This window comes from Pseudoalteromonas sp. MM1 (assembly GCF_030296835.1).
In the GTDB taxonomy this organism is placed as follows: Bacteria; Pseudomonadota; Gammaproteobacteria; order Enterobacterales; family Alteromonadaceae; genus Pseudoalteromonas.
The window spans coordinates 91,546-105,206 of record NZ_AP027922.1 but is presented as its reverse complement, the minus strand read 5'-3'; the positions used below and the strand labels follow the sequence as shown (position 1 = coordinate 105,206).

Below are 13,661 nucleotides of genomic sequence, written 5' to 3'. Positions count from 1 at the left end.
GCGCTATGTTAGTTAATTTTTCCAAAATGCACGGCTTAGGCAACGACTTTGTTGTAATTGATAACATTACACAAAATGTATTTTTGTCTCGCGATCAAATCAAAAAACTGGCTGTTCGCCACTTTGGTATTGGCTTTGACCAATTACTTATGGTTGAAGCCCCTTACTCCCCTGATCTCGACTTCCATTACCGTATATTTAATGCCGATGGCAATGAAGTAGAACAATGCGGAAATGGCGCACGCTGTTTTGCCCGCTTTGTGCGTATGAAAGGCTTAACTAACAAGCACAAAATTAGTGTCTCGACTAAGTCGGGCAACCTCACGCTATACATAGAAAAAGACGGCCAAGTTACCGTTAACATGGGCCATCCTAATTTTGAGCCTGCTAAAATCCCGCTCAAAGCCAGCAAGCGAGAACTTACTTATATAATAAGAGCGCAAGAGCACACTGTATTTAGTGGCGCTGTGTCTATGGGTAACCCGCATTGCGTATTAGAAGTTGATGATATAGCAACCGCACAAGTTGATGTGCTTGGCCCACTACTTGAAAACCACGAACGCTTTCCAAATCGTGCCAATATTGGTTTTATGCAAGTGGTATCGCAAGATCATATTAAGTTGAGAGTGTGGGAACGCGGCGTTAGCGAAACCCTCGCGTGTGGCACGGGAGCCTGCGCTGCAATGGTCATTGGCCACATTCAAAGCAAACTTAACACCACGGTACAAGTTGATTTACCCGGTGGCACATTACAAGTGCGATGGAGCGGCGAGGGTCACCCTGTTCGTATGACCGGCCCAGCCGAGCATGTATTTGATGGGCAAGTTGCCTTATGAGCGAGCTAACAAAAGAACAGGTCGCTGAGTATTTGGCGCGCTACCCTAATTTTTTAATAGAGCAGCCAGAGCTGCTTGCACAACTTGAGTTACACCACAAAACGCACGGTGCCACCTCGCTTGTGCATATACAACAGCGCCAGTTGCGCGAGCACAATACTCAGTTAAAAAATCAAATACACAGTATGAGCCAACACGCTGCGCAAAATGAGCTAGTGTATCGCTTGTTTAGCCAATGCCACCGCCAACTGTGGACAAACTACGACTTTAATACGCTTGCCGCAAATTTGCGCAATATTATTTGTACCAGCCCACACATTAGCGAGTGTAGGTTAGTTAAATATAACAACACTTTTGATGAGCTTATTGAGCACCGCCTTAGCCAGTTTGGGCACTACTTAGGACGTGTTAATCAACAAGAGCGTGAGTTATTATTTTGCGAAAACACGCAATCTTCTGCTATTTACTTAATTGGCAGCGCTGAAAAACCCGTCGCTATATTGGCCTTTGGCAGCCATGATGAAAACCATTTTGAGCCCGCACAAGATAACCTATTCGTGCTTGATTTTGTGCATGCATTGCAACTTAGGCTATTGGAATTGGCATGAGCGACGAGACGCCTAACACTGAGCAATTAAGTGAGCATTGGCGTACACCCATTCATTTATTTAGTGACTATTTAAAGTACGAAAGACAGTACTCAGAGCACACTGTAAATCAGTATGTTAGCCAACTAAATTTTGCCGCCCTGTATTTTAGTAAATTATGTGACGACTGGTTTGGCGTACAAGGCGAGCATATTCGCCGCTACAGCATGGCGCTTCGCACAAAGCAACTAAGCGGGCGCACCATTAGTTTAAAATTAAGCTGCATTCGCAGTTTGTATAAATTTTTAAAAGCTAAAAACATTGCTCAGCACGCGCATTATCATAACCCGGCACAAGGCATTAAAGGCCCTAAATTTTCTAAGCCATTACCTAAAAATCTCGATGTAGATCAGATGGCAAGCCTACTAGAGATTAACGATGACGACCCATTAGCCATTCGAGACAAGGCAATGATGGAGCTTATGTATTCATCTGGGCTGCGCATTAGCGAGTTAGTTGGCACCAACTTACGCGATATTAACACCGCAAATGGCGAAATATTAGTCAAAGGTAAAGGTAGCAAAGAGCGCCTCATTCCCGTGGGTCGCAAAGCGCTCACAGCGTTAAAAAACTGGCTCAATATACGAGGGCAATTTGCAAAGCCTGATGAAATGGCGGTGTTTTTAAGCAGTAAAAAAAATCGTATTTCGGTTCGCCAAGTTCGCTTACGTATGCAAGAGTGGGGAATAAAACAAGGTATTAGCTCGCAGGTGCACCCGCATAAACTACGCCACTCGTTTGCCTCTCATATTTTAGAATCATCTGGTGACTTACGCGCTGTGCAAGAATTATTGGGGCACAGTAGTTTATCGGCTACGCAAGTATATACGCATTTAGATTTTCAGCATTTAGCCAAGGTGTACGACAACACCCATCCGCGCGCTAAAAAACAAACCGATTAGGAATGTAATTATGATCCGATTTAATCGTGCTCCTCGCCCTTTCTCAATAATGAGCTTTGATTTAGACGACACCCTATATAACAACCACCCAATAATAAAAGCCGCAGTTAAAGCCCAGCAAGATTATTTAAACGCGCTACCCAGCTACTTACAAAAAGGCCCGAAATACTGGCAACAATGTCGCAACGAGGCCGTATTACAGCTACCAGAGCTTGCTGATAATGTAACTAAATGGCGCCAACATACGCTTCGCTTAGCCCTTTCAAAGCTAGATTTAAGTGATCAAGAAGTACAGCATCATGCCGATGCAGCCTATAACGCCTTTGCCGATGCCCGCAGTAAAATAGTGGTAACCGACGACGTACTAAAGCTGCTAGATAACTTAGCCCAGCACTTTACGCTGATTGCAATAACCAATGGCAATGTTGAAATTGAGCGCTTTAACTTACGCGATAAATTTGCGCTAGTATTACAAGCCGGTATGCACGGTAAAGCCAAGCCCCACGGTACACTGTTTGATAAAGCCGCCGCGCACTTAAACGTGGCTAAAAGTGAAATTTTACACATTGGCGATAGCCTAGATACCGACGTACAAGGCGCTAATAATGCAGGCTGCCAATCGGTTTGGTTAAACGACCAAGGCGCGAATTACAACTACAAAGGTCTTGCCGATGTTGAAATTGCGAATATTCACGCCTTAGCGCACTTTATCAAATAGCCGAAATACAACTAAGAGGTTACAATGAGCCATTATACCAAGCTAATTACCTTGCTATTAATAGGCTCACTTAGCCTAAACGCTTATTTATTGTGGCCAGAAAAACAGCCTGCGGTAAGCGCACAAAATACCAAACCTGCAGACCTAGTTAAAACGCCAAAAAGTAATCTACTCAATCAAGCTCAACAGCAATTTAAGCTACACAAATTTGACGATGCGCTAAATACGTATCAACAACTAAAGCAACACTCGCCCACCCTTGCTCGCACTCTTTACTCTTCGTGGCTCTTGCAATTAAAAACATGGCTAAATACTAACTTATTTCTTAGCGAGCCATTATTAAACACACTATTAGATCAGGACCCTTACAATACAGAGCTACTTACATTGCAGGTAGATTACTTAATAAATAGTGGGCAAATACAAAATGCAATTATTGCTTTATTTGAACTATACCCAATGTTAAGTGAGCAACAGCAAAGCGCTGCAAATGCGCGGTTAGAAAATTTGACTAAAAACGAGCTTCATAGTTTAAGTGAGCAACAAAACTGGCAAACAATTATTGAACAAACTCAAATTTGGCTCGATTATCAAAACGACAATAGTCATTTTTTATACGCACTCGCTCATGCTTATTATCAACTCGAAGACTTTATTAGCGCCTTAACAACTATTGAGCGGATGCCATCAAATCACCCTCTACAAAACGAAGTCGCTGATTTACAAGCAATGATATATAAAGCTCAGTCACAAGATGACTTTATTGCGCTTACCCCCTACGGCGCACATTACATAATTAACGCCGAGATAAATGAATCAATCCAAGCAGAACTAATGCTAGATACTGGCGCAAGTGTTACCTCGCTCTCAAGCGACGTAATCGACCAGCTTTCACCCAGACCGCTTTATTTAGGCGATGTAACCGTAAACACGGCGAATGGGCAAATTAGTGTAAAACGCTACCAAGTTGAGTCTTTTAAAGTAGGGATGCAAATTATTTACGGTTTTGAAGTGCTCAGTATTGAAAACATCCGCGGCCAAGGCTTATTAGGGATGAATTTTTTATCTAGATATAAATTTAATATTAATCAAAAAACAGATGAGTTAGAGTTGAGTGCTAAATAAACAAAAAATAATAAAAGGAAGTTTATGCGTACTCTACTATTTACACTACTTTGTTTTTGGCAATGTACTGCTCAAGCAACAAATTATTTTGTAAAAGACGAAAGTTGTGAGGCTATCTCACCCGAAATAGAAATAAGCCTTAACGCTACACTGAGAGATTTAGATAACCATCAAAGAAAAAGACAAAACCTTAGACAAAAAGCACTTAATAACTATACCGCACAGTATCAACAACAGCATGATCAACTATATGTAGAGGAACGCTTTACTACCCAAAGCAGCCACTCTGCTGAAAATCCTACAATAAGTAGAGCCCAAAAAAAATTACACTACCTTATTAAGCTCACCCCTTCTAAAAACTGTAATCAGCAAGTCGCTATGACTAGCGAGCTATTTATTTCAGGAGAGCACAAACGCAGTTTATCAACTACCATTGAGGGAAATGCAATTGAAGTCACTTTAGACATAAACAACTCCCCTAAGTTTACTCAATTTAATAACCCCCTTATCTCTCCAACCAACTTTTTTGGACTTCAATTTGGCATTAGCTATGAGCAAGTATTAGCGACTCTTGGGCTTGCTAGTTTATCGCTAAGCGATAAAAATAATGCAATACTTGTATATGGAAGAAATCATGCTTTTCACTTTAAAAACAATGTATTTATAGGTTATCAGTTCCATGAAATGCTACTACCTATGGTGATAAATAATGAGCTTTCACTGGCAAATGAAAAGCTACATATAAGTACCGGCACAGAGCAGATTATTTCTCTTGATACAAATTTAACTCAGCAGGCTATAAATAATTTAAAAAACAGTTTTGATGAAATAGAAACTGCATCTTATAAAGTGTCAATTGACAAGTCAGAGCAAAGAGTTGTCGGTATATCTCACGGCGAGATAATTAAGAACATAGAGAACACTACCCAATGCTATAGCGGCTCCATGTTGGCCGATGAATACTTAAAAAAACACAAAAATAGTAAAACGCTTAAAGTGGTTAATGAAGATCATGACAATATAATTATTACTCCTTGTTATGAGTTTATATATGAAGGTAACGGCTACATTTCTAAATTAAAGCTTGTAGAGCCCTTTTCAACCGCAAATATTAAACTCGCTGCATTAGCTGGCTATATTAACCAAAGTAAACAGTGGAGCCTAACAGGCATAAATTACAACGACCCCGTTTCAAACCTTGCTAAGTTAGGCGATTACGACGAGTTTTTTGACTCAGCAGAGTTTACTTCTGAACACTGGGATGGTTATTTTTATATTTATGACGGGAAGCTTTTAAGTGCAGAGCTGACAAGCAACGACTATTAACTTTCTCTTTAATCTTCTGTTAGAAAAGGACAAACATGTTATTAAACGATTTTTTACAGCAACTTGCAGTCAACCCTAAAAGCATACAGTTTAACGACACCATGGCGGTGATAGAGGCTAATTACGATTTTACCCCGTGTGGATTTAATAACCACGGGTTACTTAGCTCTACAAATGAAAACAACGGGTCTTGCAAAATTTTTGCATTTGCCAAATTAAACGATTTAAGTAAACACAATACATTAAATTGCTTTGAAGTATTACCACGAAGACGTACTACAAAACCCTAAGGGCGATGATCACATGAACATTCGCACGTTTATGTTAGCACCAGAGGCCACTCCATTTTTAGGCGTTACTTTTGAAGGCGAGCCATTAAAAGCGAAATAGCACTAAACTGCTAAATTAAAGCGTTTTTTCCATAAAGTAACGCGTACCAGAGCGCGGATAGTTGTTTAGCTGATACTTAACCACGTATCCGCGTTTTTCATAAAATGGCTTGGCCTGAAAATCAAGCGTATCAAGCTGTGCGGTATTAGCGCCGCGCTCAATAGCGGCAAGCTCAAGTGCATTTAAAAGCTTGCCTGCTAACCCCTTGCCCCGCGCGGTATCGCTACACCAAAGCCAGTTAATCATTAGCCAATTACCAAACACATAACCACTCACGCCCGCAATTAAGCTGCCTTTTTCATCTACAAATTTATAGCCTAATGGCACTTTAGGCGCATCAAAGTGCTGCGCGTTAAATTCAACTATTTTATTACGCAATGCTGAGTTTAATGCATCAGTGTGATCGGCTTGTAATTGGTACATTTTGTACTTCTTAAAAAGCGAATACTAACAAACAAACTTAATTAAAAAAGATTATTTTTACCATAAGGTACTTCTAGTAGATTACTGCTAGTTTTTTCGGGTTGGCCGCACATTTCATCGTATGCACTAGTATGGCGCAGTACCATTTCGCCATAGGCTATTTTTTCAAACCGCTTTTGAATATGCAGCGGGCTGAGCGCTTTTACAAACTCACCATTTTCTTCAGTAACGTAATACTCTACGTTATTTATAATGACAGACACCTGATAGAGCGCCATTTCAAGAGAGTGCGCTACCACTTTTTGTAATGGTTCGTGTTTTTTTAGCTCAGAAAATCTCATACCCATAACAATCGCCTTTTATAAAAAGTAACTTTATAGATACGCACCTTTGCTATAATCGCGATCAAATTATTATTAGCCGCTGGCATCACAGGTTATGAGCACAAAAATCCGACTCGCTAAATACATTGCTCACGCTGGTGTGTGCTCTCGAAAACAAGCATCGCGCTTAATAGATGAAGGGGTAGTAACGGTAAATAAACGCCCTGCTAATCATATTGATCACGTTGATGAGAAAGACGACGTAATAGTTAAAGGCCAAGTAGTTAAAGGCGCGGCCGACTTAGTTTATTTTGCATATCACAAACCTGTGGGTATTGACTGTAAATTAAATAAAAATGACCCTACGAGTCTTATTCACTATTTACCTACATTTACTCGTGTTTATCCTATTGGCCGATTAGATAAAGACTCGCGGGGCTTGCTTATTTTGACCAACGACGGTGATTTTTGTAATCAACTTATTCACCCTGACTTCCACCAGCCTAAACATTATTTAGTCACGGTAGATAAACCGATTAATAACGCGTTTTGTGAAAAAATGGCCGCAGGCGTCCCTGTTGATAAGCAAGTAACCTTACCCTGTGAAGTAACAAAAATAGCTGACAACCAGTTTAGTATTATTTTAAAGCAAGGGCTTAACAGGCAAATACGTAAAATGGCGCATTACTGCGGCTTTAAAGTAATTGATTTATTTAGAGTGCAATTTAGCGAACTCGCCCTCTCAAAACTAAATCTCCCTGAAAACCAATATATACAAATCAATAAAACTGATATTTCAAAAACCTAACCTTCGTTTAAATAGCGCACAAAAAAGTTAAAAAATACCCTTGCAAAAATAGATTACAGGTGTAGTCTTAAATTAAAGATTACATTTGTAGGCAATAAAATGATTGAGTTATCAAAAGCAGAATTTGAAGTACTTGACGCACTTTGGATTAATTACCCAGCAACCGCCAGCCAAATAATTGAGCGCTTAAGCGGTGACAAACAATGGCACGAAAAAACCATTAAAACCTTACTGGGTCGATTAGTTAAAAAAGGTGCTCTGTCGTTTGAAAAGGACGGTCGCCAATATATTTATACCCCTTGTATGGAACGCGCCGACTACACCTTAAAAGAGAGCCAAAACTTTATTGAGCGTTTTTTTAGTGGCCGTATAGCGCCGCTGGTAAGCGGTTTTGCTAAATCGGAGCAGCTTTCTCAGCAAGATATAAATGAGCTTAAAAAAGTCATTGATGACTGGGAAAAAAACCAAAAGTAAGGAATTAACATGGTTATTCAAACTGGGGTTAATTGGTTGATTGAACAACAACTATTATTAAGTATTTTGTTTTGTGGATTTGTTTTACTCGAGCGATTTGGTTTAAAAATCCTTGGCGCGCGCTTTATATACAAGTTAGCGTGGTTACTACCTGCCGCATTAGTTATCGCTAATTTACCCAATGCGATTAAACCACTGCAAAATAGCAATATTAGCCATTACTTAATTACCCCTAACCAGCCTTTTACACATGAAATGGGTATTAGCTGGGCACTTATGTATGTACTTATTACCGCGGGGTTATTAATAGCCAGCTTTATTACACATACTCGTTTTGTTAACAGCCTGCAGCTAACTGAGCTAACACACTTTAACCATACACTTACTACAAGTGCTAAAACTTATATCAGCCAACATGTAGCCACGCCAATGGTGGTGGGTATTTTAAACAGTAAACTAGTGTTACCGAGCAACTATAATACCCAGTTTGATACAGCCACTTTGGCGCTTATTTTAGAGCACGAAAACGTACACATTAAACGCAAAGACAACTTAACAAACGCATTCATGCTGCTACCCACTATTTTACTTTGGTTTAACCCACTTGCTTGGTTTTGTTACGCAAGCATGCGCCGACTACAAGAGCTGACTTGTGATGAACGGGTACTTGCCAATAAAACCACACACCAACACATTTTATACAGTAAAGCCCTAATTAACTGCGCGGCAGCAACGCCCGCAGGCCTAATGGCTTATTCACACTACGGAGATAAAAAAACCATGTTACAACGACTTACCAATATAAAGTACAGCGGCAATCACTCTCGCTTTGCAAAAGGTGGCTTACTGCTAATAGCGGCAAGCATGCTTAGCGGTTTAGCCATTGCAAAACAGCCCCAAGCTGAAATAACGAAAGAGGATCATATTTCACCAACAATACGCATTGAACCTGTCTACCCTGCCCAAGCAGCTAAGCAAGGCATTAGCGGCTCGGTTGTATTAAAATACGATATTGCCGCCAATGGCAGAACAAAAAACATCAGCGTAATTCAATCAAAGCCATCAGGAATTTTTGATAAATCAGCTAATGAGGCCTTGGCAAAGTGGGAATATAAAATGTCTGAGTCAGGCTTTAATGATGTACTCGTACAGCTGGATTTTGCTATAAACAGCGAGGTTGCTAATACTGATTTAATAGAGCGAATTAAAGTATCGCATTAATACTATTGAGTGATGCAAGAGCACAAAGCAAGCGCCCTTTTAGGTCGCTTGCTTTGTGGTTTTAACAATAAAATTAGATACTCACTACAATCATGGCAATGGCAGTGCCTAAGCCAATAAACCATACTAACGAACGTATAATATCTAGGTTCAACCAATAAAAAATACAATACAAAGTACGCGAAACTATATGAGTAACCGCCAAGGTTTCGGTTACTGCGTTTACCGAGCTAGTACCCAATACCACCGCAATAGCAACGGCAAACACTGCAAGTGATTCAAAACAATTTTGATGGGCAGCGAGCGCCCGCGCACCAAAACCCGTTAATTTTGCTTGTTGGGAACGCGGGTGTTTATTATCGTATTGGCCAAGCTTTGCCATAGCAATGGCCACTGGTATTTTTGCAAAATAAGGCATTAATACAGCAAGTAATGCGCATACTACTAATGTTGTCATAATTTATTCTCTTATTTTAAAACCTAGTTATTTAACCAATACATATAACACACATACACAAAAAAGCCGCCCAAACGTTTTTAACATACGCTGGCGGCTAAACAATAACATCATACTTACTATAGCTAAGTTTACCTATAAAGCAGTGCGGCATAATGTCGCAGGTGATGAATATTCAACATCACGCTTAATGCATCGCATTAATAACTAAAGATTGTTAACGTAAAGACCTTATTTTTAATCGACGAATACCATGACTTGGATCTTTTTCACATTTTTAGCCGCCTTTATGCAAGCATGGCGAAATGCCCTACAAAGTAAATTAAGTACACATGCAAGTGTGGCAGGGGTTACCCTTTCGCGTTTTATTTTAGCGGGCCCCATTGCTGCAATGTATTTATATGGCCTCTATCAATATAAAGATACCGCCATGCCTACATTTAATAATGCCTTTTGGGGATTTATTATTGGCGCAAGCGTTATGCAAATACTCGCCACGGGTTTAATGGTAAAGCTGTTTAAAATGAACAATTACGCCATAGGTGCAGGCCTTGCTAAAAGTGAGGCGTTAGTCGCGGCTATTTTAGGAGTGTTGTTTTTTGGCTCTGCGCTTAGCCTACTTGGTTGGCTTGGGGTATTTTTAGGCGCTATTGCGGTGCTTTTACTTAGCGGTATAACCAGCGTAAAACGCTTTGATGCTAAAACAGCATTACTTGGCCTTGCCTGTGGTACCAGCTTTGCCCTTACATCGCTGTGGGTACGCGAAGCAAGTTTAAATTCAGGGTTGTTATTTCCGCACTCGGCTGCATGGGTTTTACTGTTTGTAATAAGCCTACAAACGCTTATATTACTTGGCTATTTATTACTAAAAGAGCCACAAACTCTTAGTAAACTTTGGCAATATAAAGGCATTACAACAGCAATTAGTATTTTTAGTTGTGTAGGCTCTATTGGCTGGTTTAGCGCAATGAGTTTACAGCACGTGGCGTATGTTAAAACGCTTGGTCAGGTAGAGGTATTTTTTACCATGCTAATAGCCGTACTTTGGTTAAAACAGCCACTTAAAAAGCAAGATACCGCGGGCTTAATTTTAATAGCCATTGCCGCTATTTTGGTGATGCTACCAAATTGAGAACATAAAAAAACGCAGGCTTTTAAACCTGCGCTACTGTAAAGCTGCTTATAACTTTTAAAGCAAGTGTTAAGAGCTTATTTTTAGCGTTATCACACCGCAAATGATCATCAGTACACCTGCAATACGGCCAAAAGTGGCTGCATCACCGTAAAATAATATACCCACTAAAAACGTCCCCGCAGCACCTATTCCGGTCCATACCGCGTAGGAAGTCCCCATTGATATTTGTTTTTGTGCAAGCCACAACATAAAGCCACTGGCCACCATAAATGCAATTGCCATTGCAATACCTTGCCAACGAGTATCAGGGTTTTGCGATACCTTTAAACCTATCGGCCATCCTATTTCAAGCAGGCCTGCAATGATTAAATAAACCCATGCCATTAAACATCTCTCTTTTTCAAAATTACGTCGTATAAATCTTCGCGGCGATCTTTTAAATTGCGCACCGTACCTTCGCTATGAAGAATTTTTAGTTTATCCATATCAAGGTCGCTAAATAATAACATTTCGGTATTAGGTGTGGCTTCATTTAATGTTGCATCGTGTGGAAAAGAAAAGTCAGACGGTGTCAATACTGCCGATTGCGAGTACTGTACGTCTAAGCTTTCTACTTCAGGTAAGTTACCCACTGAGCCTGCAATAACCACGTAACATTCGTTTTCGATTGCGCGCGCTTGTGCACAATGACGAACCCGTAAATAACTATTTTTAGTGTCGGTCCAAAACGGTACAAAAAGTATATCAAGCCCTTGTTTTGCTAATATGCGCGAAAGCTCAGGGAACTCTACATCGTAACAAATCTGAATACCTACACGCCCGGCATCGGTATCAAACACGGCAATTTTGTCGCCGCCTTGAATAACCCAATCATTTTGCTCATGTGGGGTGATGTGTATTTTGCGCTGCTCGTCTATTTTACCGCTACGGTGGCATAAGTAACTTACGTTATAAATCTTATCGTCTTCGGCAAGGGGCATAGAGCCGGTAATAATATTGGCGTTATATTCTATCGCCATACGCGACATCGCATCACGGAATGTCTCTGTATATTCTGCTAAATAGCGAATTGCCTCAGTTTGATTACTTTGTTCAGTAAGTCCCATTAGTGGCGCGTTAAAAAACTCTGGGAATAATATAAAGTCACTTTTATAATCAGAGACTGTATCAACAAAGTATTCCACTTGTTTAAGTAGCTCTTCAACCGACTCAACACAACGCATTTGCCATTGCACCGCGCCTACCCGCACAATCGATTTAGTCGATTCGAGTACCGTATCGGTTGGTTCGTACATTATGTTATTCCACTCAAGTAACGTGGCGTAACCTACTGACTCTTGATCCTCTGGCAGGTATTTTTTAAGTAACCGCTTTACCTGAAAATCGTTAGAAAGCTGAAAACTTAAAATTGGGTCGTAAAGCTCTTTTTGGTCAACCTTTTCAATGTATTCCATTGGCGTCATTTCACTGCTGTGATTGTAATAACGTGGAATACGCCCACCGGCTAAAATAGCGCGTAAGTTATATTGGCGGCACAATTCTTTACGAGCATCGTATAATCTACGCCCTAAGCGCATGCCTCGGTGGGTTTCGCTAATGGCTACATCTAAACCGTATAGCGCATCACCATCGGAGTCACTAAATACACGGTCGTGGCCATCAGCTATATCTTCGTACGTATGCGGGTTTGAAAAACGCGCGTAGTCTACTTGCACGCTTAGTGCTAAGCCCACCAGCACGCCATCATCTACAATGCCTATTTGCCCTTCAGGAAACTGATCAATCAATCTAAAAATAGTATGGCTTGGCCACGCGCCACCTAAATCTGGGTAAGCCTGATCCATTAAGGTTTTAATTTGCGGATACTGCTCTTTTGTTAGATTACAAATTTCTAGGTGGGTTTTTTCTGCCGACATACACAACTCCTTTGGGCATAATAAAATAAAAGCCGAATGTAGCTTAAAGTACACTCAGCTTTGTATCATGTTTTTTACGTTACGCGTACTACTTTAAGCTGCGATAAAAAAGTGTAGTCACTTTCTCTTTTGGCAACCAGCCTGCGTACTTAAGATTAAGCGTGGCCAGCGGATCGGCTTTTAGTACTTGCTCTAAGCTTGCATTATTTTGCATTGCATTTAGCATTAAATCTTTAGCTTTTTTAACAAGTTTAGCATACGTTACTAGCCCTGAACGGTCACTTACCGGTCCATGCCCGGGTATCACTATAGTGCGCTCGTCTATTTGCTTAATAACGTCATTTACGGCTGCAAGTATTCCGTCAACACTGCCGCCGCTATCTACATCAACAAACGGCAAGCTGCCAAAATTAAAGTAAATATCGCCCATGTGCACTATGTTATCGTTATTAAAAAATATCACCGAGTCACCATCGGTATGTGCGCGGGCATAGTGCACTACATGGGCGTGTTCGTTATTAAAATGCAGCTTTAAATCGTGGCCAAAACTAATACGTGGCAAATAATCTGAATTTGCTCCGTGTTTTGCTTCTAATCGCTTATGAACGTTATCGTGCGCAATAACATGCGCACCGGCTTTGGCAAAGTTTTCGTTGCCACCAGTGTGATCCCCATGATGGTGCGTATTAATTACAAACTCTGCACTACCGGGTTTTAAATCACTAATGGTTTTTTTAATGTCGTTTGAAAGCTTAGCAAATTGGTCATCAATAATGTAAATACCATCGTCCCCAACACTTGCAGCAATGTTGCCGCCTTGGCCAAACAGTACATACACACTGTCGCTTAGTTTTTCTGCCGTTACCGGGTTTTCATCTGCATGTGTTGCACTGCTAAGTAATAAGCCTGTTATTAATGCGGGTAGTATTTTTTTCATTATTTTTTACCTGTTATATGAAT

Annotated in this window: 16 protein-coding genes and 1 pseudogene; 11 read left to right on the top strand and 6 right to left on the bottom strand. The window is 40.5% G+C overall.

All coding sequences use genetic code 11. The features are described from left to right. Positions 1–5: 5 nt before the first annotated feature. The 7 genes and pseudogenes from dapF (at position 6) to QUE46_RS00495 (ending at position 5,944) form a co-directional block, all read left to right on the top strand. Positions 6–836 (top strand): diaminopimelate epimerase, encoded by an 831-nt coding sequence (gene dapF / locus QUE46_RS00525; protein ID WP_286245768.1) that lies wholly within the window; start codon positions 6–8, stop codon positions 834–836. Next, entirely contained in the window at positions 833–1,444 is a 612-nt protein-coding gene (locus tag QUE46_RS00520) for a DUF484 family protein (protein ID WP_286245767.1), read from the top strand. Before dapF ends, QUE46_RS00520 begins: the two co-directional genes overlap by 4 nt. After that, positions 1,441–2,385, top strand: a complete 945-nt coding sequence (locus tag QUE46_RS00515; RefSeq protein ID WP_286245766.1) for a tyrosine recombinase XerC — start codon at positions 1,441–1,443, stop codon at positions 2,383–2,385. The genes QUE46_RS00520 and QUE46_RS00515 overlap by 4 nt, the downstream gene beginning before the upstream one ends. Before the next feature lie 10 nt (positions 2,386–2,395). Beyond that, positions 2,396–3,103 carry an HAD-IA family hydrolase gene (locus QUE46_RS00510; RefSeq protein WP_286245765.1) on the top strand — a complete coding sequence of 236 codons (708 nt, stop codon included), beginning with the start codon at positions 2,396–2,398 and terminating at the stop codon, positions 3,101–3,103. 24 nt (positions 3,104–3,127) lie between these two features. Continuing rightward, positions 3,128–4,228, top strand: coding sequence for a retropepsin-like aspartic protease (locus QUE46_RS00505; RefSeq protein ID WP_286245764.1), 1,101 nt, complete (start codon positions 3,128–3,130; stop codon positions 4,226–4,228). Between the two features lie 24 nt (positions 4,229–4,252). After that, positions 4,253–5,554, top strand: coding sequence for a hypothetical protein (locus QUE46_RS00500; RefSeq protein ID WP_286245763.1), 1,302 nt, complete (start codon positions 4,253–4,255; stop codon positions 5,552–5,554). 35 nt (positions 5,555–5,589) lie between these two features. Beyond that, positions 5,590–5,944 (top strand): annotated as a pseudogene (locus QUE46_RS00495) (HopJ type III effector protein). Between the two features lie 15 nt (positions 5,945–5,959). Here the strand turns inward: QUE46_RS00495 and QUE46_RS00490 are convergent. Further along, positions 5,960–6,367: an N-acetyltransferase gene (locus QUE46_RS00490; RefSeq protein WP_286245762.1), complete on the bottom strand. Its 408-nt coding sequence runs from the start codon at positions 6,365–6,367 to the stop codon at positions 5,960–5,962. A 41-nt stretch (positions 6,368–6,408) separates the two neighbouring features. Continuing rightward, positions 6,409–6,714 (bottom strand): DUF6482 family protein, encoded by a 306-nt coding sequence (locus QUE46_RS00485; RefSeq protein WP_286245761.1) that lies wholly within the window; start codon positions 6,712–6,714, stop codon positions 6,409–6,411. A 91-nt stretch (positions 6,715–6,805) separates the two neighbouring features. Here QUE46_RS00485 and QUE46_RS00480 point away from each other — a divergent pair, with 91 nt between their 5' ends. The 3 genes from QUE46_RS00480 (at position 6,806) to QUE46_RS00470 (ending at position 9,193) form a co-directional block, all read left to right on the top strand. Next, the gene (locus QUE46_RS00480; protein ID WP_286245760.1) at positions 6,806–7,498 is read left to right on the top strand and encodes a pseudouridine synthase; all 693 of its coding nucleotides are present in this window, start codon (positions 6,806–6,808) and stop codon (positions 7,496–7,498) included. 99 nt (positions 7,499–7,597) lie between these two features. After that, positions 7,598–7,972 (top strand): BlaI/MecI/CopY family transcriptional regulator, encoded by a 375-nt coding sequence (locus tag QUE46_RS00475; protein ID WP_286245759.1) that lies wholly within the window; start codon positions 7,598–7,600, stop codon positions 7,970–7,972. Between the two features lie 9 nt (positions 7,973–7,981). Continuing rightward, entirely contained in the window at positions 7,982–9,193 is a 1,212-nt protein-coding gene (locus tag QUE46_RS00470) for a M56 family metallopeptidase (RefSeq protein WP_286245758.1), read from the top strand. Positions 9,194–9,266: 73 nt separating this feature from the next. Here QUE46_RS00470 and QUE46_RS00465 read toward each other — a convergent pair whose 3' ends face one another. After that, positions 9,267–9,650: an MAPEG family protein gene (locus QUE46_RS00465; RefSeq protein ID WP_256851712.1), complete on the bottom strand. Its 384-nt coding sequence runs from the start codon at positions 9,648–9,650 to the stop codon at positions 9,267–9,269. Between the two features lie 253 nt (positions 9,651–9,903). On the opposite strand from QUE46_RS00465, the gene QUE46_RS00460 reads away from it, so the two are divergent. Next, entirely contained in the window at positions 9,904–10,782 is an 879-nt protein-coding gene (locus QUE46_RS00460) for a DMT family transporter (RefSeq protein WP_286245756.1), read from the top strand. Between the two features lie 69 nt (positions 10,783–10,851). Here the strand turns inward: QUE46_RS00460 and QUE46_RS00455 are convergent, their stop codons facing one another. The 3 genes from QUE46_RS00455 to QUE46_RS00445 form a co-directional block, all read right to left on the bottom strand. After that, positions 10,852–11,169, bottom strand: a complete 318-nt coding sequence (locus QUE46_RS00455) for a multidrug efflux SMR transporter (protein ID WP_286245755.1) — start codon at positions 11,167–11,169, stop codon at positions 10,852–10,854. After that, a complete protein-coding gene (locus tag QUE46_RS00450; RefSeq protein WP_256851715.1) occupies positions 11,169–12,701 on the bottom strand; it encodes a bifunctional GNAT family N-acetyltransferase/carbon-nitrogen hydrolase family protein in 1,533 nt (510 codons plus the stop codon). Before QUE46_RS00450 ends, QUE46_RS00455 begins: the two co-directional genes overlap by 1 nt. Positions 12,702–12,789: 88 nt before the next feature. Continuing rightward, positions 12,790–13,638: an MBL fold metallo-hydrolase gene (locus QUE46_RS00445; RefSeq protein WP_286245753.1), complete on the bottom strand. Its 849-nt coding sequence runs from the start codon at positions 13,636–13,638 to the stop codon at positions 12,790–12,792. Between the last annotated feature and the right edge of the window lie 23 nt (positions 13,639–13,661).